General features: G+C 62.7%; 21 protein-coding genes. 13 read left to right on the top strand and 8 right to left on the bottom strand.

Annotation, left to right across the window (positions count from 1 at the left end; all coding sequences use genetic code 11):
• The first annotated feature begins 1 nt into the window (after position 1).
• The 4 genes from CVS28_RS13515 to CVS28_RS13500 all read left to right on the top strand — a co-directional run bounded on the left by CVS28_RS13515 (position 2) and on the right by CVS28_RS13500 (position 4,180).
• Positions 2-1,615 (top strand): MFS transporter, encoded by a 1,614-nt coding sequence (locus tag CVS28_RS13515; protein ID WP_103481859.1) that lies wholly within the window; start codon positions 2-4, stop codon positions 1,613-1,615.
• A 7-nt stretch (positions 1,616-1,622) separates the two neighbouring features.
• Positions 1,623-2,144, top strand: a complete 522-nt coding sequence (locus tag CVS28_RS13510) for a hypothetical protein (RefSeq protein ID WP_103481858.1) — start codon at positions 1,623-1,625, stop codon at positions 2,142-2,144.
• A gap of 114 nt (positions 2,145-2,258) precedes the next feature.
• The gene (locus CVS28_RS13505) at positions 2,259-3,389 is read left to right on the top strand and encodes a DUF998 domain-containing protein (RefSeq protein ID WP_133159138.1); all 1,131 of its coding nucleotides are present in this window, start codon (positions 2,259-2,261) and stop codon (positions 3,387-3,389) included.
• A 125-nt stretch (positions 3,390-3,514) separates the two neighbouring features.
• Complete coding sequence (locus tag CVS28_RS13500; RefSeq protein WP_103481857.1) at positions 3,515-4,180, top strand: GAP family protein; 666 nt, start codon at positions 3,515-3,517, stop codon at positions 4,178-4,180.
• Between the two features lie 33 nt (positions 4,181-4,213).
• Here the strand turns inward: CVS28_RS13500 and mtnN are convergent, their stop codons facing one another.
• The 4 genes from mtnN to CVS28_RS13480 all read right to left on the bottom strand — a co-directional run bounded on the left by mtnN (position 4,214) and on the right by CVS28_RS13480 (position 6,752).
• Positions 4,214-4,969: a 5'-methylthioadenosine/S-adenosylhomocysteine nucleosidase gene (gene mtnN / locus CVS28_RS13495; protein ID WP_103481856.1), complete on the bottom strand. Its 756-nt coding sequence runs from the start codon at positions 4,967-4,969 to the stop codon at positions 4,214-4,216.
• The gene (locus CVS28_RS13490; protein WP_479768593.1) at positions 4,966-5,418 is read right to left on the bottom strand and encodes an S-ribosylhomocysteine lyase; all 453 of its coding nucleotides are present in this window, start codon (positions 5,416-5,418) and stop codon (positions 4,966-4,968) included. Before CVS28_RS13490 ends, mtnN begins: the two co-directional genes overlap by 4 nt.
• Before the next feature lie 133 nt (positions 5,419-5,551).
• Positions 5,552-6,400 carry an HAD-IIB family hydrolase gene (locus CVS28_RS13485; RefSeq protein WP_103481854.1) on the bottom strand — a complete coding sequence of 283 codons (849 nt, stop codon included), beginning with the start codon at positions 6,398-6,400 and terminating at the stop codon, positions 5,552-5,554.
• A gap of 118 nt (positions 6,401-6,518) precedes the next feature.
• Positions 6,519-6,752 carry a PLDc N-terminal domain-containing protein gene (locus CVS28_RS13480; RefSeq protein ID WP_103481853.1) on the bottom strand — a complete coding sequence of 78 codons (234 nt, stop codon included), beginning with the start codon at positions 6,750-6,752 and terminating at the stop codon, positions 6,519-6,521.
• A 117-nt stretch (positions 6,753-6,869) separates the two neighbouring features.
• Between CVS28_RS13480 and CVS28_RS13475 the strand changes: the two genes are divergently transcribed.
• Positions 6,870-8,258, top strand: coding sequence for an aminotransferase-like domain-containing protein (locus CVS28_RS13475; protein WP_207797212.1), 1,389 nt, complete (start codon positions 6,870-6,872; stop codon positions 8,256-8,258).
• Positions 8,259-8,360: 102 nt separating this feature from the next.
• Here the strand turns inward: CVS28_RS13475 and CVS28_RS13470 are convergent, their stop codons facing one another.
• The 4 genes from CVS28_RS13470 to CVS28_RS13450 form a co-directional block, all read right to left on the bottom strand.
• Positions 8,361-10,277, bottom strand: a complete 1,917-nt coding sequence (locus CVS28_RS13470) for an ABC transporter ATP-binding protein (RefSeq protein ID WP_103481852.1) — start codon at positions 10,275-10,277, stop codon at positions 8,361-8,363.
• Positions 10,274-12,184, bottom strand: coding sequence for an ABC transporter ATP-binding protein (locus CVS28_RS13465; RefSeq protein ID WP_103481851.1), 1,911 nt, complete (start codon positions 12,182-12,184; stop codon positions 10,274-10,276). The genes CVS28_RS13470 and CVS28_RS13465 overlap by 4 nt, the downstream gene beginning before the upstream one ends.
• A gap of 827 nt (positions 12,185-13,011) precedes the next feature.
• Positions 13,012-13,644 carry a dihydrofolate reductase family protein gene (locus CVS28_RS13455; RefSeq protein WP_103481849.1) on the bottom strand — a complete coding sequence of 211 codons (633 nt, stop codon included), beginning with the start codon at positions 13,642-13,644 and terminating at the stop codon, positions 13,012-13,014.
• 30 nt (positions 13,645-13,674) lie between these two features.
• The gene (locus CVS28_RS13450) at positions 13,675-14,046 is read right to left on the bottom strand and encodes a VOC family protein (protein ID WP_103466514.1); all 372 of its coding nucleotides are present in this window, start codon (positions 14,044-14,046) and stop codon (positions 13,675-13,677) included.
• 381 nt (positions 14,047-14,427) lie between these two features.
• On the opposite strand from CVS28_RS13450, the gene CVS28_RS13445 reads away from it, so the two are divergent.
• Genes CVS28_RS13445 through CVS28_RS13410 form a run of 8 tightly spaced genes read left to right on the top strand, consistent with a single transcriptional unit; the run spans position 14,428 to position 20,643 of the window.
• Positions 14,428-14,730 carry an urease subunit gamma gene (locus CVS28_RS13445; protein WP_103466512.1) on the top strand — a complete coding sequence of 101 codons (303 nt, stop codon included), beginning with the start codon at positions 14,428-14,430 and terminating at the stop codon, positions 14,728-14,730.
• Between the two features lie 31 nt (positions 14,731-14,761).
• A complete protein-coding gene (locus CVS28_RS13440) occupies positions 14,762-15,115 on the top strand; it encodes an urease subunit beta (RefSeq protein ID WP_103466511.1) in 354 nt (117 codons plus the stop codon).
• Positions 15,112-16,824 carry an urease subunit alpha gene (gene ureC / locus CVS28_RS13435; protein ID WP_103466509.1) on the top strand — a complete coding sequence of 571 codons (1,713 nt, stop codon included), beginning with the start codon at positions 15,112-15,114 and terminating at the stop codon, positions 16,822-16,824. The genes CVS28_RS13440 and ureC overlap by 4 nt, the downstream gene beginning before the upstream one ends.
• An 11-nt stretch (positions 16,825-16,835) precedes the next feature.
• The gene (gene ureE / locus CVS28_RS13430; RefSeq protein ID WP_103466508.1) at positions 16,836-17,330 is read left to right on the top strand and encodes an urease accessory protein UreE; all 495 of its coding nucleotides are present in this window, start codon (positions 16,836-16,838) and stop codon (positions 17,328-17,330) included.
• On the top strand, positions 17,311-18,063 hold the full coding sequence (locus CVS28_RS13425; RefSeq protein ID WP_103481848.1) for an urease accessory protein UreF: 753 nt from the start codon (positions 17,311-17,313) through the stop codon (positions 18,061-18,063). Before ureE ends, CVS28_RS13425 begins: the two co-directional genes overlap by 20 nt.
• A 50-nt stretch (positions 18,064-18,113) precedes the next feature.
• Positions 18,114-18,731 (top strand): urease accessory protein UreG, encoded by a 618-nt coding sequence (gene ureG, locus CVS28_RS13420; RefSeq protein ID WP_103466504.1) that lies wholly within the window; start codon positions 18,114-18,116, stop codon positions 18,729-18,731.
• A complete protein-coding gene (locus CVS28_RS13415) occupies positions 18,728-19,591 on the top strand; it encodes an urease accessory protein UreD (RefSeq protein WP_243399893.1) in 864 nt (287 codons plus the stop codon). Before ureG ends, CVS28_RS13415 begins: the two co-directional genes overlap by 4 nt.
• On the top strand, positions 19,591-20,643 hold the full coding sequence (locus CVS28_RS13410; protein WP_103481847.1) for a HoxN/HupN/NixA family nickel/cobalt transporter: 1,053 nt from the start codon (positions 19,591-19,593) through the stop codon (positions 20,641-20,643). Before CVS28_RS13415 ends, CVS28_RS13410 begins: the two co-directional genes overlap by 1 nt.
• Positions 20,644-21,225: the final 582 nt, after the last annotated feature.

Below are 21,225 nucleotides of genomic sequence, written 5' to 3'. Positions count from 1 at the left end.
GATGAAAAAATGGACTGTCGTCATCATTCTCGGCTGTGCACAATTTGTGATGGTGCTGGACGGCACGGTGATGAATGTGTCGATCTCAACGGTAGTTGATGACCTGGACACCACTGTGGCGGCAATGCAGGCGGCCATTACGTTTTACACGCTCACCATGGCAGCTGTGATGCTGCTTGGTGCCAAACTCGGCGATGTCTGGGGGCGTCGCAGGGCCTTCGTGATCGGCTCCTGCATTTACGCGTTAGGGTCCCTCACCACAGCCCTCAGCCCCAACGTGGCAGTGCTCTTCCTCGGCTGGTCGATCATTGAAGGGCTGGGCGCTGTGCTGGTAATACCTGCCATCGCTGCCCTGGTTGCGGACAACTATCAAGGCAAGGAACGCATCACCGCCTACGCAGTCATCGGAGCCGTCTCCGGTGCCGCGGTGGCTGCCGGGCCGCTTATTGGCGGCTTCGTGACCACGTACTTTAGCTGGCGGTACGTCTTTGTCGCGGAAGTTGTCATCATGGCGGGCGTGGTGCTGGGGGCCCGGCTGATCACGGACAACACAGCACGCCAATCCGTGCGCATCGACGTGCTCAGCGTGTTTCTGTCCGCCCTCGGATTGGTGTTTGTGGTGTTTGGGATGCTGCAGAGTAAAACGTGGGGGTGGATCGCCCCGTTGCAGTCTCCGGAAATTGGCGGCGTGGCCATCGAACCGCTGGGCATCTCCATGACTGCTTGGCTGATGCTCGCTGGAGGGGCACTGGTCTATGCGTTCGTACGACGACAGCTGCAACTTGTTGGCCGAGGCGATGCTCCGTTGGTTCATGTGGAGATGTTCTCCATCAGCCAGCTGCGCAGCGGGCTTTCGGTGCTCGGCGCCCAGTACGCAGTGACTGCCGGATTGTTCTTCATGGTGCCCGTCTATTTGCAGATGACACTGGGACTGGATCCCTTGCAGACTGGACTGAAGATTTTCCCGCTTTCTATCTCCCTGATCCTGTTTTCCATTGTCGGGACCGGGTTATCGCGGATTTGGGCGCCGCGGCGCATTGTGCGGACCGGCCAGATCATTCTTGTCTTCAGCGCAGCCATTCTGCTCGGCTCCGCCACGGCTGAGCTGAGAAGCGGTCTCTTCGCCGCAGGAATGTTCCTGGCCGGTACGGCACTCGGGCTTCTCGCCTCACAGCTCGGCAACGTCAACATGTCCAGCGTCACCGAAAAGGAGACCAGCGAGGTGGGCGGGCTCCAGGGAGTGTTCCAGAACCTTGGCTCCTCCCTTGGAACTGCCCTGATCGGGTCCATCCTGATTGGAGCTTTGTCCACATCCTTCGCCTCCGGCGTGGCCAGCAGTGAGCTGCCACCGGACACCAAGGCGACAATCAGCCAACAAACTCAGGGCGGCGTTTCCATCGTGCCGGCAGCGGCAGTCGCCGACATTGCCCTGGAGGCAGGGCTGGACACCGCCGAGGCCGCCACCCTGACCACCATCTACCGTGATTCCCAACTTTCTTCCCTGCGCATTTCGTTCTTTGGGCTGATAGTGATTTCCCTGCTGTCGCTGTTCTTCTCGCGCGGCATCCCCACGGAAGTGGCGGGGCGGCAACGAACAAAGGCCGCACAGGGATGAGGCAGTCATGAGCGTCCCCTTAGGCCCCGTCAAGCGGACACTGTCGCGCGACCCTCGAACCAGTTTCGTCACCGAAGAATCGGTCTACGGAACCCTGCTGGTCAGCGGCATGATTGTGGCTTCGGGAAGCCATGGGGCAACGTCCTGGGAAACATTTCTGAGCGTTTTGGGCACGGTGATCGTGTTTTGGGTGGCTCATGTGTATGCGGGCACCGTCGCGACCCACGGCGTGGTTCCGGGCAACGAAGCAAGTCTCAGTGCGGCATTCCGAAAGTCTGTTCGGCGATCCCTAGGGTTTCTGACCTCGGCCCTTCTGCCTTCGGTGGTGCTTTTGATCGGGGCTTTGCGCATCATTCCCGACGGCGTGGCGATCTGGTCGGCTCTCTGGCTGGGTGTGGTGATTCTGGGTGCGCTGGGGTACAGCGCGTTCACCTTGCGTGGCAGCAGCTGGACCATGCGCATTGTGGGTTGCCTGGCCACTGCGGCTCTCGGAGTGGCCATGATCCTGTTGAAGGCCCTGATTCACTAGCGGCCGCCAACATCACCCACCGGGAATGATTTGCCCCGACGGGCCGGCAGTTAGTTTTGGCTTAGATTTGGCACCCATTTCGGGTGCCAGGAATTCGTCAGGGGAGGGATTCACATGAACCAGTCCACACCCATCCGCCGGCTCCTGCGGCATCCGGTGGCCAGCTCGGAGTCGCTTGAATCATCCGCTCTGCTGGCCGCAGCAGCAGCGTTCGCAGCGGGGATCCTCTTGGCATTGATCTGGTTTTGGGACCGGGAACTCTCCATTTCCGGTCCCGGCTCGGTGGGCCAGTTCGTTGCCCTCGGTTCAGCCATAGCGGCCATGGTCACGTTTGTTGGAGCGCAAATTCTGCTCAATGCCGAGGGAACAGTCGCTGGGAAGGGACGCGAGGGACAGCCCGCCGCACAGGTGCGGCTTCGTTGGTACGACATTGCCGCCCTGGGGCTGGCGCACGCCTTTATTGCCCTGTTGGGGTGGCTGGGGATTGCAGATCTAATGGGGAAATCCTTCGCAGGAGCTGTGGTCTTCACCTTACCCGCCGCGGTTCTGGCGGCAGTGGCTATCGCCGTGACTGCCTATGCTGCCTTCCTCAGCGCAGTCCACCTCACTCCCATGAGCGTTTCAACCATCCTGATTGTTTTTCTTGTGGTGGGGTCCTTCGCCAGCATGCTCAGTGCCACGGACCCTCTGTGGTGGCAGAAAAACCTCAGCTCCCTGGGCATTACCGATGACATCTCGGCCCTCGCGTTCAACCTGACGCTCATCATTGCCGGGGTGATCGTGACGACTGTGGCCCACTATGCCACGGCGACCATTCCGGTGGTGTCGGAGAAGGAATTGAAGGGACGAAACCTTGTCCGTGGGGCGCTGGCATTGATTGGTGTGTTGCTGGCCTGTGTCGGCATTTTTCCGGTTGATGAATTTCTTACGGCACACAACGTCGCGGCCACTGGAATGGCTGCCATATTCGTTGCCATGGTGATTGGGCTGCCCAGACTGATTCCAGCCACACCGCGGGTATTTGTTTTGCTTGGTTATTGCTTCGTCGGGATCATTGTTGTCTTGGCCATATTTTTTGTGACCGGCTACTACAATCTGACGGCTGTGGAATTGGTGGCCTTCCTCCTGATCTTCAGTTGGCTGGTGGTGTTCCTTCGCCATACAACAGCCATGGGCGGCCCAGCCCGTAAAGGCCGTGGGGATGCCCGACCCGACACTGCGGGCATCCAGACGGTCGGCTTATGACACCGCACCCGTTCGCCCTGGCCCCCGTGCCCGTAACGTGGAGGAACCACGCGGAGCCTATGGACACGCGCCCAGCCGGCTCAAGTAGCCGGTCGCTCCGGCGCCCACTGGGCTAGGCCGGCGACATGTGGCAGGCACTCGGTCACCTTCTGCCCATCTCCGTCGCGTCAGCATTGAGTTCGGTGCCGATTATGGCAACCATCCTCATCCTGTTGTCCAAGCACAACCGAAGCTCCGCGGTGCCGTACTTAATCGGTTGGGTTTTGGGTATTGCAAGCATTGTGACCAGCTTTGTGCTCCTGGCATCCTTCCTCCCGGAACCGACGCTCGGTGGAAAGCAGACGTTCAACGCGCTCGCCCAGATCGTCATCGGGCTGGCGCTGGTGGCGTTGGCAATAGTCGTTTGGCGTCGCAGCCGGGGCAAGCCTGTGGGCGCTGAACCCAAGTGGCTGGCAAGCGTGGGATTGCTGGGGCCATGGTCGTCGTTCGGCTTTGGGGTTGTTCTAAACCTGCGGCCAAAGTCGATCCTGCTCAGTGCCGCCGCGGCCCTGTCCGTGGCCGGGGGCGGGCTCACCGTGGGTGAAGCTGGCGTGGTCATTGCCATTTACACGGTGTTGTCCGCGAGCACAGTGGCCATTCCCGTCATCGGAGCAATAGTGTCGCCGGTGAAGGTTGAAGCGTGGCTGCATGGGGCGCGGGCCTGGTTCGGGCGGAACAATCGAACCGTCACCATTTTGATCCTGCTGATGATAGGTGTGGTCATCGTGGGGAACGGGTTGACAAGGCTTTAGTCCCTGAGCGGCCACGATGCCCTGACGCCTTCGCTAGATCCCGGTCTGCGGAGCCCCTGAAGCAAACCAAGACTCGACGACGGCGGTGGTGATTTCGGCCGAACGTTCGGCAGCGTCGTCAACATGGGTCAGGAAATCGGCGTCGGATGCCGGACCGCAAAGATCGGAGATTCCTCGAATGGCCAGGAACGGGGCGCCATGGACGCGGCAGGTCTGGGCGATGGCAGAGGATTCCATGTCCGTGGAGAGTACCTGCTCAAACGCGGCTTTGATGACAGCGGAACGCTCGTGGCCAACAAAGGAGTAGCTGGAAACCATGAGTCCCTGATGCACCGTATCCACCAGGCCATCCTTAACCGTTTCGACGGCGCTGACGTCCAGCAGGAACTGCGGCACAGGGTAGGACGCCGGCATGCCCGGGACCTGTCCCAACTCGTAGCCAAAGGCGCGCGCATCGGCGTCGGCGTTAATGAGATTGTTGCCAATCACAACATCGCCGACCCGCACCGCATCGCCCAGCCCGCCAGCACTGCCGGCGCTGATGACCAACGGTTGTCCGGCGTCCGGCTCATCCCTGTTGGCCAGCAACAGTGCGGAGGTGGCAGCCCCGGCGGCGTTGACCAGGCCTATGCCGCTCTGGACCAGGAGTGCCACGTGACCGTTGATGACCGCTGTGCGATGGATTGCATTGCCCACCCGCACCGGCTCAGCAACGGATGTGGCGCGCTGCAGAAAGGGGGAAATTTCTTCCTCCATTGCGACAATGATGATGACTTCGACGGCGCTCAAGCAGAGACCTGCTCCCAGACGGCACGCTGCGCCAGGAATGCCCGGGCGGCATCCTGGGCGGCATCCAGGGAGTGGTTTTCTCCCCAGCCGCACTGCACCTCATTGGCTGCCGGGACCTCCGTGGCCTTCAAAACGTCCGTCAGAGTGGCTTCGATGAGGTCCACCACGCCGGCAATGTCCGGTTCGCCCGCAAGGATCAAGTAGTAGCCGGTTTGGCAGCCCATGGGGGAGAAATCGATGACGGCTTGCGAATGGTTCCGTGAGCTTTCGGCAAAGAGATGCTCCAGGGAATGGATGGCTTTCATGCCCAGGTGGGCCACGTTGGGCTGGGTGAAGCGGACGTCATATTTGGTAATGACGTCGCCAAGCGGGAGCACCTTACGGTCGGCAACCCGCACATAGGGAGCAGCGACCGTGCGGTGGTCAAGGTTGAAAGACTCTACGTTCATGCGTGCAGGATTCATGGTTTGGCTTTCATGCGTCGGTGTCGAAGCGTGGGTTTGCTCGCGGCGGGTACAGCGCCACTTTTATCCTAGCTCGCGGAGCTTTGGATGGCCCAGTGCGCTCAGGGGCGGCACCCGCTCAGAGCAGCCCAAGGTCAGCGAATGCTGTAGCGATGCCCTCGCGGCTGGGCGGCGGGGCCGTGCGGTCCGCCAAGGCCAGCAGTTCCGGGCTGGACCCGTCGATGGCGACGCCGAGGCCGGCGTACGCGATCATCTCCACATCGTTTTGGCCGTCACCGAAGGCGATGGTGTCTGCACGGGCAATGCCCAGGCGCTCAATGGCGACGGCCACGCCGTCGGCCTTGCTGATGCCACGCTGGTACAGCTCACCGGCATGCGAGCCCTCGTTGGCAATGGAGTTGGCCACGACGGCGATCTCCGCACCAATTTCCGCGGCAATCAGGCCCATCTCCATGGGGGCCTCAAAGACTGAGACCTTGGCGAAGGCCGGGCTGTTGGCGGACCAAGGACGCAGCGAGCCCAGAATGGCCGAGGAACCTTGTGCGTGGCCATCGGGGGAGCGTTGGAAATGCCCCTCGATGATGGCGCGCAGCCGTTGCTCCGCGGCCGCGGCAACGTGCAGGGACTCCTGCGCTTCCAAGACGTAAACAGCGTTGTGTGCGTCGAGGACAGCCACGGTTCTAGCTGCAAGATCGTCCGGGAACCTCCTGTCCAGGAGAACCTCCCCGGCGACTTCCACGTAGGCCCCGGCGCTGGCAACCAGCCCGTCAAAGCCGGCCCCGAGGATGCTCTCCGGCAACATCGACACCGGGCGCCCGGTGCACAACAGGACCTTATGACCGGCTTTCCGTGCCGCGCGGACGGCCCGAACGTGGGCAGCGGGGACAACCCCGAAGTCTGCGTACGTGCCGTCAACATCGAGGAAGATTGCGTGCATGGTTTTGATGGCGTGTGGCATGGCGGTCATGGTCAGGCAGTCTACCCCGGACGCCTGATGCCGGCCGTGACCGGCCGGCTCAGGCTATTAGTCAAGAGTGCCCGCTTGTTGCGTTCCATGGTTCTGTCCCAGTCATAAGATGTGCATGCTATTTGGCGGTTTGTTTTCTGGAGCTTTGCACGAAGGTGAATCCGAGCCATGCGGCAGACCCCACAAACGGAACAATGACAATCAGCGCCAGCCAAGAAATGCGTGCCCCCACTGTGAGGGAGTTGGCCTTAGCCAGTGTGACCAGCGCCCAGACCACAATGGCAAGGTACATGGCGGCAACGGCCCATTGAAGCAGCACGAATTCGACGGGCAATATGGGGTTGACATCCATGGACTGTCCTTTCCGGCTGAGAACTCTGAAGTATCGTCAGGCTGCCACAGTTGACATGGACTGGCAACCGGGAGTAACAATATTGACGGAAATGCAGTAACGCTATCTAATATCTGTGTGTCAAGTGATAACAGAGCCTCCGAGATTGCCACGCTTCTGCAGCTGCAAGCCAGCGCCATGGCTGTGGGGGAGAAGCTCCCCTCCGTTCGGGTGCTGTCAAAGAACTACGGTGCGAGTCCGGTGACCATCACCGCGGCGATCACCACCCTCACTGCGCTGGGAATCGTGCGGGCTGAACCCGGGCGTGGCACCTTTGTTGCAGGCCGCGACTCACCCGGCACTGCCCTGCAGGAGCCGGACTATGCGTGGCAGTCCTCCGCGTTGGGGCGTTCCAGGGTGGACCCGAACCGCACAGGCCGCACTGGCGGCTATGCAACGGCCGACGACGTCCAGCTCTCCTGGGGCTATCTCTCACCCGAGCTGCAGCCGTTCGATGAACTGCGCACCATTGGTTCCCGCTGCGCGAAGAGCCACCGCGCCTGGACCATGGCGCCGCCGATGGGCCTGCCGGAACTGCGGAGCGTCTTCGCCGCGGAACTCAATGCAGACCCCGGCGAGGTGCTCATCATGCCTGGGGGCCAGCAATCGCTGGTGTTCGCCATGCGCACCCTTGCCGATCCCGGATCCACGGTTATCACCGAAAGCCCCAGCTACCCGGGCGCCATCATTGCCGCCCAGGCAGCCGGGCTGGGCATTGCTGCAGTGACGGCCGACGCCGACGGCATCCGACCGGACAAACTCGCTGATGCGCTGGAACGCACCCGCGCAAAGCTCATTTACCTGCAGCCGTGCTACGCCAACCCGACGGGGGCAATCCTGAGCCCGGAACGTCGCGTTGAGGTACTGGCCCTGGCCAAAAAGTATGGTGCCTTTATCATCGAGGATGACTGGGCCAGGCACCTTACGTTGGAGGGCTCGGCCCCTCCACCGCTGTTCACCCAGGACCCGGACGGTCACGTTGTCACCATCGCCACACTGAGCAAACCCGCCGCCCCTGGGCTGCGCGTTGGCGCCCTGGCCGCCAGGGGTCCCGCCGGAGAACGCCTGCGCACGGCTCGCATTGCCGATGACATGTGCGTTCCGGCGCTGGCCCAGGAGATCTCTTTGGGTCTCTTGACCTCCTCGGCATGGCCGCGACACATCAAGCGTTTGCGCACGGGCCTGCGCGAGCGCCGCGACGCGATGGTCAACGAAGTTCACGCCTCGCTGCCCGGAGCGCGGGTGGTGGAGGTGCCTTCCGGCGGCATCCACCTGTGGGTCAAACTGCCCGATGGAACCAACACCAGCGCCTTGACGGCGGCCGCCCAGGGCGTGGGCGTGTTTATTGGCGACGGAAAGCACTACTACGTTGACGAGCCACCAGCTCCGCACATGCGCCTGTCCTACAGCGCTGCCACCATCGCCCAGATCCAAGAGGGTGTCCGCCGCATCGGGACGGTACTCTAAGCCCTCTTCTGCCTCGTGAACGGGCAGTAGTTGTTGATGTTTTCGCGGAACATCAACAACTACTGCCCGTTCACGAGGCAGGTTAGCGTGGCGGGGCGGGGCTCAGATGAGGGAGTCCTGCCAGGCGCCATGCAGCTCGGCAAAGCGCCCGCCACGGGCCAACAGCTCTGCCGGGGAGCCGTCTTCCACAATTCGCCCCTCGTGCACCACCAGGACCCTGTCCGCACTGGCCACGGTGGACAAGCGGTGCGCAATGACCAGGGCTGTCCGTCCTACAGTCGGGCCACCGGACCGGACCGAAACGTTGGAGCTGAGCAGACGGTGCAGGCCCTCCTGAACCAGGCGTTCGGACGGGATGTCCAGGGAGGAGGTTGCCTCGTCGAGGATCAGCACTGCCGGATTGGCCAGAAAGGCCCGGGCAAAGGAGATCAGCTGCCGCTGGCCGGCCGACACCCGGCCGCCGCGCTTGTTCACATCGGTGTCGTAGCCGTCCGGCAGGGCCCGGATGAATGCGTCCGCCCCCACGTTGCAGGCGGCAGCCTCAACTTCCGCACGGGTGGCAGACGGCCGCCCCAGGGCGATGTTCTCGGCGACGGTGCCGCTGAACAAAAACGCCTCCTGCGTGACCATGACCACGGCGCGGCGCAGATCGGTGCTGGAAAGCTCGCGCAAGTCCACGCCGTCGAGCGTCAACGAACCAGCAGTGACGTCGTAGAAACGGGCCATTAGCTTGGCCAGGGTCGACTTGCCGGCCCCGGTTGCCCCGACCACGGCCACAGTCTGACCCGCGGGGATGTGCAGATCAAGGCTCGGCACCACCACCGGGCCGTCACCGTAGCGGAACTCCGCAGCGGTGAAGCGGATGTCTCCACGTGCTGCCGGCAGGGGAACGGGGTTGCGCGGTGGCCGGACGGTGGGGACTTCCTCGAGCAATCCGGATACTTTCTCCAAGGCGGCCTGAGCCGACTGGAACGAGTTGTAGAACATGGCCATCTGGCCGAGAGGCTGGAAGAAGCGCTTGGTGGCCAGCAGCAGGGCCAACAGTGCGCCCACCTCCAACGCACCGCCCAGCACGCGGAAGCCGCCCACCAGCAGCACCGCGGCCACGGTCACGTTGCCGATCAAGACAAGGCCCGGCTGGAACACGCCGTTGAGGTTGATGGAGCGGACCGTAACGCGCCGGTAGTCCTCCGCCAGCTCCTCGTAGCGGGCTGCGTTGTCCTCCTCGCGGCGGAAGGCCTTCACCGCGCGGATGCCCGTCATGGTCTCGATGAAGTGCACAATGAGCCGCGCCGAAACCACCCGGGACGAGCGGTAGGCTGCCTGCGAACGCTTCTGGTACCAACGCGACAGCAGGAACATCGGCACAGCCGAGCCCAGCACCAGCAGCCCCGTGACCCAGTCCAGAGTGAAGATGGAAACTGCCGTCAGCACCATGAAAACGAGCCCCGACGCCAAGGAGGAAATGCCGGAATCGAGCAGTTCCCGCAACGCCTCCAAGTCCGAGGTCTGCCGGGAAATGATGCGCCCGGAGGTGTAGTTTTCGTGGAATTCCATGCTGAGCCGCTGCGTGTGCCGGAACACCTGAATGCGCAGGTCCAGCAGCATGGCCTGGCTCAGCCGCGCCGTGGCAGTCAGGTAGGCCGCCGTCAGCCAGGATGCCGCCAGGGCCGCCAGAACGTAGCCGCCGCCCGTGACGGCCAGCGGCAGCCAGTCGCCGCCGTCAGCGGTCAAGGCGGGCAGCGCGGAGTCGATCCCATACGCAATGAGCAGCGGGCCGGCCACCTTGGCCGTCTGCGACAGCACCACCAGCGCCACCGTGATGGCAAAACGGACGCGGACCGGGCGCAGCAGCGTGCGCAGCAGCCGCACCGAGCGCTGCCGCACGGCGCGGCCCTCCGCCTTGCTGAGATTCACCCGGTCCTCGCCGGCCGTGCCCTGGGCGGTGGCTGCGGTTTTGCTGTCCCGTTCGTGGGCGTTCGACGCCGGAGCGCCCGTTTCCTTTTTGGCCGGCCTCATTCTGCGGTTCCCCTTGAGCTGTTTGTGGAGCTGTGGTGTTCGCTCGGCTGGTCCCCGGTCCCTGCCGCGACAGGCAGGGGGCCAGTGCCGAGGTCGTCGGGAAGTTCGTCATCCAGGCCGGTGTCCAGATCCCGGGGATCGGAATCAAGACTGGCGAGCACGTGCCTGTAGTGGTCATTGCCTGCCAGCAGTTCGGCGTGGGTGCCAACAGCCGTGATGCGCCCAGCCTGCAGCAGCGCCACACGGTCGGCCATGGCGACAGTTGAGGGACGGTGGGCCACGATCAATGTGGTGGTCGCCTCGAGCACCTGGCGCAGCCGCTGGGATACTCGTTCCTCGGTATTCACATCCAGCGCGGATAGCGGGTCATCCAGAATTAGCACGGCGGGCTTGGCAGCGATGGCTCGGGCCAGGGCAATGCGCTGGCGCTGGCCGCCGGAGAGACTGAGGCCTTCCTCGCCAATCAGCGTGTCCACACCGTGGGGGAGTGTGTAGGCGAAGCCGGCCTGGGCCACCTCCAAGGCTCGTTCAAGGATTTGGTCAGGGGACAGTCCAGGATGGTCCGCAGCACCCAAAAGCACATTCTCGCGCACCGAGTTGGAGAACAAGGTGGTGTCCTCAAAGGCCACGGAAACGTGGGTGCGCAGTTCCGCCAGCCGCAGCTGGCGGATGTCGGTGCCATCGAGCAGCACGGCGCCGGCAGAGACATCGAACAGCCGCGGCACCAGGTTCAGCAGGGTGCTCTTGCCGCTTCCGGTGACGCCCACTAGTGCCATGGTCTCCCCGGCCCGCAGCTCCAGATTCACGCCGTTGAGCAGCGCCGGGGCGCCAACGGGGGTGTCGGGGAAGCGGAAGTGGACGTCGCGGAACTCGAGCGCACCGTGTACCTGCTCCAAGCTGACAGGATTGGCTGGGTCGGTGATGGTGTTTTCGGCGTCCATGACCTCAAAATGCCTGTCCAGCGCCGTCTTGGCGGCAAGAGTCATCGACAGCAAGGGGCCCACGGATTCCACGGGCCCGGCCACGACGGCAGCCGTGGCAAAGAACGCAACGAGCGTGCCGACGTCGAGCTTTCCGCCATGCACCAGAAGGATGCCGACCACCAAGCCGGCGGCCAGCGCCAGTTCGGGCAAGAGAGTGACCACTAGGGAGAACTGGGCCAGGGACTTGGCCTTGTGGACCTCGGTGGCCTGAAGTTCCTGCGCCTGGCCGGCGAAGGAATCGAGCGCCTCGCGGCCGCGGCCAAACGCCTTCAGCACCCGGATGCCGCGGACGGATTCCTCCACGACGGTGGCGAGGTCGCCGGCCTGGTCCTGGCTCCTGCGGCTGGCTCGGCCGTAGGAGCGCCGGAAGGTGAAGCCGAAAATGGTGATCGGGACTGCGGCGGCCAGGAAGATCAGGCCCAGTTCCCAGCTCATGGAGAACATGAGCGCCACCCCAATGACCACCGTCAGAGCCGTCACCACCAGCATGATGGCGCCGAAGGCCATCCAGCGGCGCATAAAGTTCAAGTCGCTCATGGCGCGGCTGAGCAGCTGGCCGGAGCCCCAGCGGTCGTGGAATTCCACGGCGAGCTGCTGCAAGTGGCGGTAAAAGCCGGTGCGCATGCGCGTTTCAACGGTGGTGGCCGGGACGATCACGAACTGGCGGCGCAGCACCATGAACCAGGCCTCGAGGATGCCCAGGACAAGCACGACGCCGGTCCCTACCCAGAGCGCGCCGGTGCCCTTCCCGGGTTCCAGGGCCGTGTTGACCAGCACGCGGTAGACCTGCGGGATGGCAAGGGCCACGAGGCTGGCGGCGAGGGCTGTCAGGAGCCCCGCGAGCAGGCGCCGGGCAATGGTTTTTAGGTGCGGTACCAGGCGCCCGAGTGAGGATAAAAGTGTGGTTTCGTCTTTATTCGCCATGCGTATTAGTGATTGTCCAGTGCCTAGAAGGTGCTTGCTGCTTCAACCCTATGCCTCAGGGCACCTCTGGTCGAGCCCGTCCCACGCCGTGTCACTATCGGCCACGTTCCCGGCAACAACTTCACAGGAGTGGCCGGATTCTTCACGACGTGATCGCAGCAAAGTTCACGTTTTCCGTGTCCATATCGCACTCAAAGTACACCGGCGGGCAGGTCTGTCATTGCGAGCCGACCACCACTTTTATGGTGTGCCCAGAACGGCCGGGCCGAACCGAGGTCCAGTCCACTGCCGGTCTCAGCCAGCTTGGCGGTCATTTCCTCTAGGCCCAAGCCCTTGGGCGACAAATTCCGGATTGTTTGCGCTCTCGAGCGTAACTGAGCACCACGTCGGGAAGCCGCCTGGTTTGGGCGGTTCAGTGAATTTCCCGGCAAACCGGGATGGTTCATGCACCACAGCATCTGTGGCTGAACTGTTAGATGCTCTCGTTCTTCCTTCGATTGTTCCCCGGGCACTGACTTGGCCGATTTGCCGCTACCGGGGACCCGACCTTGAGTCGGCTGGACGGGGTGCGGGCCCTGATCGATGACTGCGCCGGGGCACTGGCCGCCCTCTCCGCTCTCCTGATCGAGCGGATGCAAGCCACTGCCGAAGCCGAAGCCACTGTCCTGTCCCTGGACCGATGGCAGCAGGAACCGTTGACAGGGACATTCCGGCAAACCAGTCGCTGTTCTTCGCTCCAGTCATTGACCCGACGCTGTCCATGGGTGTCCGTGCGCATGTGGCTGCCAAGCTGGCGTGCGCGCGGAGGCGGCAGGCACCGTCGTGCTTCAGTGGGAGGGGATGTCCCGGACGCCCGTGTACGTGGCGTGGCCGGGGCTGCCGGTGACCTGATAGGTGTGCAGGGCCAGGCCGCCGGGCGTGGTGGTGCTGCTGATCAGGCGAAGTCCGGCCGGGGTGCCACTGTCGGGGAAGAGCCGTCGGCCGCTGCCCACCACCACGGGGGCAATGACCAGGCGCAGTTCGTCGATCAGTCCTGCGGCAAAGAGTGATTGGGCAAGGGTGGTGCTGCCGTGGATCTGAATTTCACGGCCCTGGCGGGACTTGAGTTCCCGGAGCTGCGCGCCGATGTCCCCGGACAGGATGGTGGTGGGGTTCCACGACCCTTCCGAAAGGGTATTGGAGGCGACGTACTTGGGCAGGCCGTTCATGAGGGCTGTGAAGGGGTCCTCAGGGTCGGTGATCTGCGGCCAATCGCGGGCAAAGGCGTCGTAGGTGCGCCGGCCCAGCAGGAGGGCGTCGGCTTGGCGGAGCCACAGCGCGGCATGGTCGATGAAGTCCTGGTCCATGTGCGGGACAAACCAGCCGCCGGCTGTGAATCCGCCACTGGTGTCCTCATCGGGGGAGCCGGGGCCCTGCGAGACGCCGTCCAGGCTGACAAACTCGGTCAAGGTCAATTTCATGACGGTCTTCCTTGCTAGGTCCGGTCCTGACTAGATGTGTTGGTCCACGATGATCGGGTTGCCGTCCGGGTCGATCAACATGATGCTCGCCGGTCCCGTGGTTTCCGTGTCAGCTTCCGCCAGAAGTTCCACGCCGCCGTCCTTGAGCTGGGCCTGAATATCCCGCACATCGGTAAACGGTGCGATGGCCTGCGCGTCTTGGTTCCACCCTGGATTGAACGTGAGTGAGTTCTTCTCAAACATGCCCTGGAACAGGCCAATGACGGCGTCCCCATTTTTCATGACAAGCCAGTTCTGTTCCACATCCCCCACATGGTGGGTGAATCCGAGCTTTTCGTAGAACGCCACGGAGGCCTTGATGTCCTTGACCGCGAGACTGACTGAAAACGCGCCGAGCTGCATGGGGTGCTCCATTCGTGGAAGGGATTTCTTTGATACTAGCCCCGGCGTAAGCGTGGCGGCCAGTGCTGCCGCCACGTGGCCTGCGTCTGGGCCACAGCTCCTTTCTGAGTTCCGCGGGAGGGGCGCTGGCGTGCCGCCAACAGGTCCGCATCGGGAATTGGTGGAATCTGCCGCCCCGGCCGGGATGGCGGGTGGATTGCGAGAAATGAGGCCGAGAATTTCCCGGCAAACAGCCCAAACCTCCCGAGATTCCGCCATATTATCTACCCTGAAAACTCTCTGATACTCTTGCCTTATTCCACGGACCTCCTGGCATAGTCTCTTGCCGGTTGTAGATAACGGGTGGACACTTATATCCGTTAGTTCCCTGAGGAGGAATATATGCATTTGACGCCCCGTGAGCAGGAAAAACTCATGATCGTCGTCGCCGCAGATTTGGCCAGGCGCAGGCAGTCCAGACATCTGAAACTCAACCACCCCGAAGCCGTTGCCATTTTGAGCTACGAACTCATCGAAGGTGCGCGTGACGGCCGCACGGTGGCGGACCTCATGAGCTGGGGCAGCACCATCCTCACCCGTGACGAGGTCATGGAAGGGGTCGCCGACATGATCAAGGACGTTCAAATCGAGGCAACATTCCCCGATGGCACCAAGCTTGTCACTGTGCACAACCCCATCCGCTAGAGCGGTCCTACACGCCAAAGGAGCACCTCCCATGATCCCTGGGGAATATGTTTTGCGGTCAGAAGCAGTGACATGCAATGCGGGCATGCAAGCTCTCTCAATCAAGGTCATCAACCGTGGCGACCGGCCCATCCAGGTCGGCTCCCACTATCACTTCGCCGAAGTTAACGACGCCTTGGAGTTTGACCGCCAGAGCGCCTACGGGCGCCGCCTGGACATCCCGGCTGGAACCGCCGTCCGCTTTGAACCGGGCGACGCCAAGACGGTAAACCTGATCGACCTCTCCGGAACCCGGGAGGTCCACGGTTTCCGAGACCGCGTCAACGGCCCCCTGGGCGTCCCGAACAACACGCCCCAAGAAGCAGAAACGGATGCCGCCCAATGAGCTTTGAACTGAGCCGCAAGCAGTACTCCGATCTGTACGGTCCCACCACAGGCGACGCAATAAGACTTGCCGACACCGAATTGTTCGCAGAGATTGAGCACGACCACACCAAGTACGGCGAGGAAGTGGTCTACGGCGGCGGCAAGGTCATTCGCGACGGCATGGGCCAAAACGGCCAGCGCACCCGCGATGAGGACATCCCTGACACCGTCATCACCAATGTGATCGTCTTGGATTACACCGGCATCTACAAGGCTGACGTGGCACTAAGAGATGGCCACATCTTCAAGATCGGCAAGGCCGGCAACCCGCAAATGTCCGACGGCGTCAACATCACCATCGGCGTCGCCACCGACATCATCGCCGGCGAAGGCAAGATCCTCACCGCCGGCGGCATCGACACGCACGTGCATTTCGTCAGCCCCGACCAGATCCCCGTCGCACTGGCCAGCGGCATCACCACACTGATCGGCGGCGGCACCGGCCCGTCGGAGGCCAGCAAGGCCACCACAGTCACTCCCGGAGCCTGGCACATCTCCAAGATGCTGCAGGCCGTGGACAACCTGCCCATCAACATCGGCTTGTTGGGCAAGGGCCACGCCAGCGCGAGCGAGCCGCTGGCCGAGCAGGTTCGTGCCGGCGTCATCGGCCTGAAGGTCCACGAGGACTGGGGTGCCACCTACTCCTCCATTGACATGTCGCTGAAGATCGCCGACGAATTCGACATTCAGGTGGCCATCCACTCCGACACCCTCAACGAGTTCGGTTTCGTGGAAGACACCATCAAGGCCATCGACGGCCGCGTCATCCACACCTTCCACACTGAGGGAGCCGGCGGTGGCCACGCTCCGGACATCATCAAGGTGGCCGGCCTGCCCAACGTGCTGCCTGCGTCGACCAACCCCACGCTGCCCTACACGGTCAACACGATCGACGAGCACCTGGACATGCTGATGGTCTGCCACCACCTGAGCCCGGACATCCCCGAGGATGTGGCCTTCGCCGACTCCCGCATTCGCAAGGAAACCATCGCCGCCGAGGACGTGCTCCATGACATGGGCATCTTCTCCATCACCTCATCTGACTCCCAGGCCATGGGCCGTGTTGGTGAGGTGGTACTACGCACCTGGCAGGTGGCCGACGCCATGAAGCGCCAACGTGGGAAGTACAGCAACGATCCCGAGATTGGTGACAACGCCCGCCTCAAGCGCTTCGTTGCGAAATACACGATCAACCCGGCCATTGCGCACGGTATCTCCGACTATGTTGGCAGCGTCGAAGAAGGCAAATTTGCCGACCTGGTGATCTGGGAACCGGCGTTCTTTGGTGTGAAGCCGGAGATGGTGATCAAGGGCGGGCAGATGGTCATGAGCATCATGGGCGACCCCAACGGCTCCATCCCGACTCCCCAACCTCGCACTTTCAGGCACAATTTCGCCTCGCTGGGCCGTGCCGTGCATTCCTCCTCCATCACTTTCATGTCCCAGGCTGCCGTGGATGCAGGCGTTCCTGCGCAGTTGGGTCTGCAGCATGAAGTGCGTGCCTGCCACGGCATCCGCAACCTGACCAAGGCGGACATGAAGCACAACGGAGAAACTCCCGACATTCAGGTGGATCCGGAAACGTACCAGGTCCGTGTAGACGGCGAAGTGGTCACGGCCGAACCATCCAGCGTGCTCCCCATGGCCCAACGCTACTTCCTCTTTTAAAAGGAGAACCCTTGATTATCGAAGCCATTCTTGGCAACAAGTTTGACCCTGCCACAGCAACGTTTGACCCCGCAACACTTGAAAATTTGCACGAAGAACGAGTGGTGCTGCCCTCGGCACTGCTGGTCAAGCGCATCCAGCGCGTCACCACCGATCACGGCAGGGAGCTGGGCATCCGTCTGGCCGGTGACACCGTGGCTGATCTGCGCGACGGCGACGTCCTGCACCTCGACGAAAAGGACGCCATCGTCATCTCCGTCGAGCACACTGATGTTCTGGTGATCGCCCCCACAACCATCCAGGAGATGGGTGTGGTGGCACACAACCTGGGCAACCGGCACATGCAGGCTCAGTTCTTTGGCGAGGACAGCGAGTACGGCGCGCAGGTGATGGTGTTGGCCTATGACCACACCGTGGAGGATTACCTCAAGCACGTGGCGGTGCCCTACTCGCGGCAGGAACGCGTCATGCCGGTGCCGTTCCGCCATGCCGAACACAGCCACTAAGCGGATTGCCGTGACTTTCGACGCCGGGGCCAGCGTTGCGCTGGCAACCCCAGTGCCGCCGGGGTACCTGCTGCCGCTGCTCCAACTGAGCGATTCGGCGCTGCCTACCGGCGCGTTCAGCCATTCCCTGGGCCTGGAGAGTTTCCTGCACCGCGGGCTGGTTCACGACGAGGCCACGTTCTCCGACTGGCTCACCCAGTTCATCCGCATTCAACTGGTCCATAGTGACGGGCTCGCCATCCGCTTTGTTTTTGAGGCGGAGACGGAGGCGGAAATCCATCGGGTGGACAGGGAGTTGCATGCCTCGGCCCTGCCGCGTGAAATTCGGGCGGCCGGGGTAAAAGTGGGCGCCCGCATGCTGGATATTGCCGGCTCTGTTTTTCCCTGCCAGGAGCTGGAAAACTACGCGGCGGCTGTGGCCCGCGGGGACTGCGCCGGGCACCCGGCCATGGCCTTCGCCATCGCAGGAAAGTCCCTGGGCGTGCCGCTGGCGGAACTGTTGGGGACGTATATGTTCTCGGCCGTGACGTCGTTGACCCAAAACGCCATCCGCGGCATCCCTCTTGGCCAAAGTGCTGGCCAGCGCGTGCTGCGCGCCGCGCACCAAGAGGTGAGTGACGGCGTCGTTCTGGCACAAACGCTCGGGCGTGAGGACTTTGGTGTAACGGCCCCGGGGCTGGAAATTGCGCAGATGCAGCACGAACGCCAGCGGGCCCGGATGTTCATGTCCTGAATCGCCGCTGAGCGGGACCCAACAGCTTACAGATTTTAGAAGGAGCAACAATGAAACCCATCAAGATTGGCATCGGCGGACCGGTTGGCGCCGGCAAGACCCAGCTCGTGGAGCGCCTCACGCGTGCCCTGGACGGCGAGGTGTCCAGCGCCGCCATTACGAATGACATCTACACCATCGAGGATGCCAAGATCCTGGCCGCCAACGGTGTGCTGCCGCTGAACCGGATCATCGGGATTGAAACCGGCGGCTGCCCCCACACGGCCATCCGCGAGGATACGTCCATGAACTCAGCTGCCGTGGCTGAATTAGAGGCGCTGCACCCGGACCTGCAGGTCATCTACATTGAATCCGGGGGAGACAACCTCTCCGCCACGTTCAGCCCGGAACTGGTGGATTTCTCCATCTACATCATTGATGTGGCGCAGGGTGAGAAGATCCCGCGCAAAGCTGGCCAGGGCATGATCAAGGCCGACCTCTTCATTATCAACAAGACCGATCTGGCCCCGTACGTTGGCGCCGACCTGTCCGTCATGGAGGCCGACACCCTCGAATTCCGCGGCCACAAGCCGTACTGCTTCACCAATCTGAAGACCGACGACGGCCTGGACTACGTCATCAACTGGCTCAAGCGCGACGTGCTCATGCTTGACCTGGAATCCCGGTGACCCAAACCGCCACCATCGGCCGCCTCGGCACACACAGTGAGTGGGCCGGGACGCTCTCCCTGACCATTGACCGCCGGGGGGATCGGTGCATCGCCGTCAAACAATTTCACGACGGCGCGCTGCGCATCCTGCGTCCGCACTATCTGGATGAATCCGGGCAGGTTTGCTACGTGATCATCAATCCCGGCGGCGCATATTTAGGTGGCGACAGCTACCTGATCGAGGTGGACGTTGCCCAGGGTGCTGATCTGCTGCTGACCACGCAATCGGCCACCAAGATCTACCGCACCCCGAATGACCGGGCCGAACAGCACATGCACGTGCGTCTGGCGGCCAACGCCCGGCTGGAACTGCTGTCTGATCCGCTGATCGCCTACCGGGAAGCCAGTTATGGGCAGGTGACAACCGTGGACATGGACCCCGCGGCGTCGCTGGTCATGGCCGAGGTGGTGACGCCCGGATGGTCCCCGGACGGGAGGCTGTTCCGCTACGACGAGGTGCGCATGCGCAATGAAATCTCCATAGGCGGGCGGTTGGTGGTGCTGGACAACCTGCTGATCCGGCCAGGCGTTGGGTCTCCTGTGGACAGCATGTGCTTCATGGGGGAGCACACGCATTTGGGTTCCCTGCTGGTGGTGGACGCCCGGGTTGACGCAGCGCTGGTCGAGGAACTGCAGGCATTGTTGGCCCCTCTCGACCCGGAGGGGCAGTTGGGCATCACTTTGTTGGAAGGGCCCGGCTTTGCCCTTCGCGCGCTGTCTCATTCAACAGAACCACTCAACAAAATTCTGGCTGCAGCCGTGGACTTACTGCGCGAACGGTGGACCGGCCAGAAACCACTGAACTTAAGGAAATACTGATGACCGTCACAGCCCGCCTGGGATATCTGGAACGCGAAAAGTTGCCGGTTGCCCGTCGCATCGGCGTGACTTTCGGGGCCGTGGTGCTCCTTCACCTGGTGGTGGCCGCGTTGTTGCTCCATTCGCTCTCCGTAGACACCAATCCGCTGGTGCTCGGTCTCATCGTGACGGCCTATCTGGCGGGCGTCAAACACAGCTACGACTGGGATCACATCGCGGCGATCGACAACTCGAGCCGCAAGTTCGCCGCCCAGGGCAGGGCCCCGGTCAGCGTCGGCTTTGCGTTCAGCATGGGGCACAGCTCGGTGGTCATGCTGGCGGGAATTCTTGTGGTGAGCGGCGCCGGCCTCATGGGTGCCCTGCTCGACGACGGATCGGCAGCAAACATGGCCCTGGCCGTGTTTGGCGCCGGGGTTTCGGCCCTGTTCCTGCTGACCATAGGCCTGTTCAACGGGGCTGCATTCCTGAAGGCAAGCGTGCTGTTCCGCCGGGTGCGCAACGGCGGCACGGTGGACGACGGCGAACTGGTTCCCACAGGAGTGGTGGCTCGTCTGCTGGACAAGCCGTTGTCCAGGGTGAAACGTCCGCGCGACATCTACGTGTTGGGTTTCTTGTTTGGTTTGGGCTTTGACACGGCCTCCACCATTGCTTTCCTGCTGCTAACGGCATCGGCCGCGATGGCGGGCGTTTCACCGGCTGCACTGTTGGCACTTCCGCTGGCATTCACCGCAGCCATGACGCTGTGCGATACGGCCAACGGCATGGCCATGATGAAAATGTACCGTTCCGCCGTGATGAACCCGGCGCGGCGCATCGGTTTCAACATGGTGGTGACGGGCCTTTCCGCAACCTCGGCACTGTTCATCTCAGCCCTGACAATCGTGACCATCTTGCACGATTCCCTGGGCTTGCGGGATCCGTTCACCACGTGGCTGGCTGAGCTGGACTTGGGCCACGCGGGGCTCTTGTTGGTGGGGCTATTTCTGTTGGTGTGGGGGAGTGCAGCCCTGGGCTGGCGCCGGAGCCGTACTGTGGGTGCCCAGGGAGGCTGATTCCAATTCCCGAATCTAGGCACTAGTAGTTAAGTGCATGATGGCTGCGGCGGCTCACCTGGGGTGGGTCGCCGGCGTGCGTTGCATGGGGTGCTAGAAGGGTGCCGGTTGGTTTTCTTCGTTTTGGNAAGGGTGCCGGTTGGTTTTCTTCGTTTTGGGTGTGGAGGTATATGCGGCCGGTGGGGGTGGTGGTTTTGGTGATGCCTAGACCATCAGGCTCTACGGTCCATCCGGTGGTGGGGTCGTCCTTGAGGCGGTGGCAGTACTTTGATCGGGGGCGCAGGTTCTCGATGCTGGTTTCGCCTTGGGGCAGAAGGGTGCCGTCGGGGCCGTAGCGGTTTTGGTGGAAGGGGATGGTGTGGTCGATCTCGCAGGATCGTGCGGGCGTGTCGCAGCCTATCCCGGTGCATACCGGGTCCTTGAGTCTGACGAGCCGGACCATGTCGGCCGGGGGCTTGTATGATTGGCGGCCGATGCTCAGTAGGGTGCCTTTCTCGGGGTCGGTGAGTATCCGCTGCCACGAGGTTGCCCCGGCTGCCAGTTCCCGGGCTTGTTCGGGCGGGATGGGTCCGTAGCCCTCGA

The organism is Arthrobacter glacialis (assembly GCF_002909415.1).
Lineage (GTDB): Bacteria > Actinomycetota > Actinomycetes > Actinomycetales > Micrococcaceae > Specibacter > Specibacter glacialis.
Note: the sequence above shows the minus strand (reverse complement) of the source record. Positions and strands in the feature narration are given on the sequence as shown.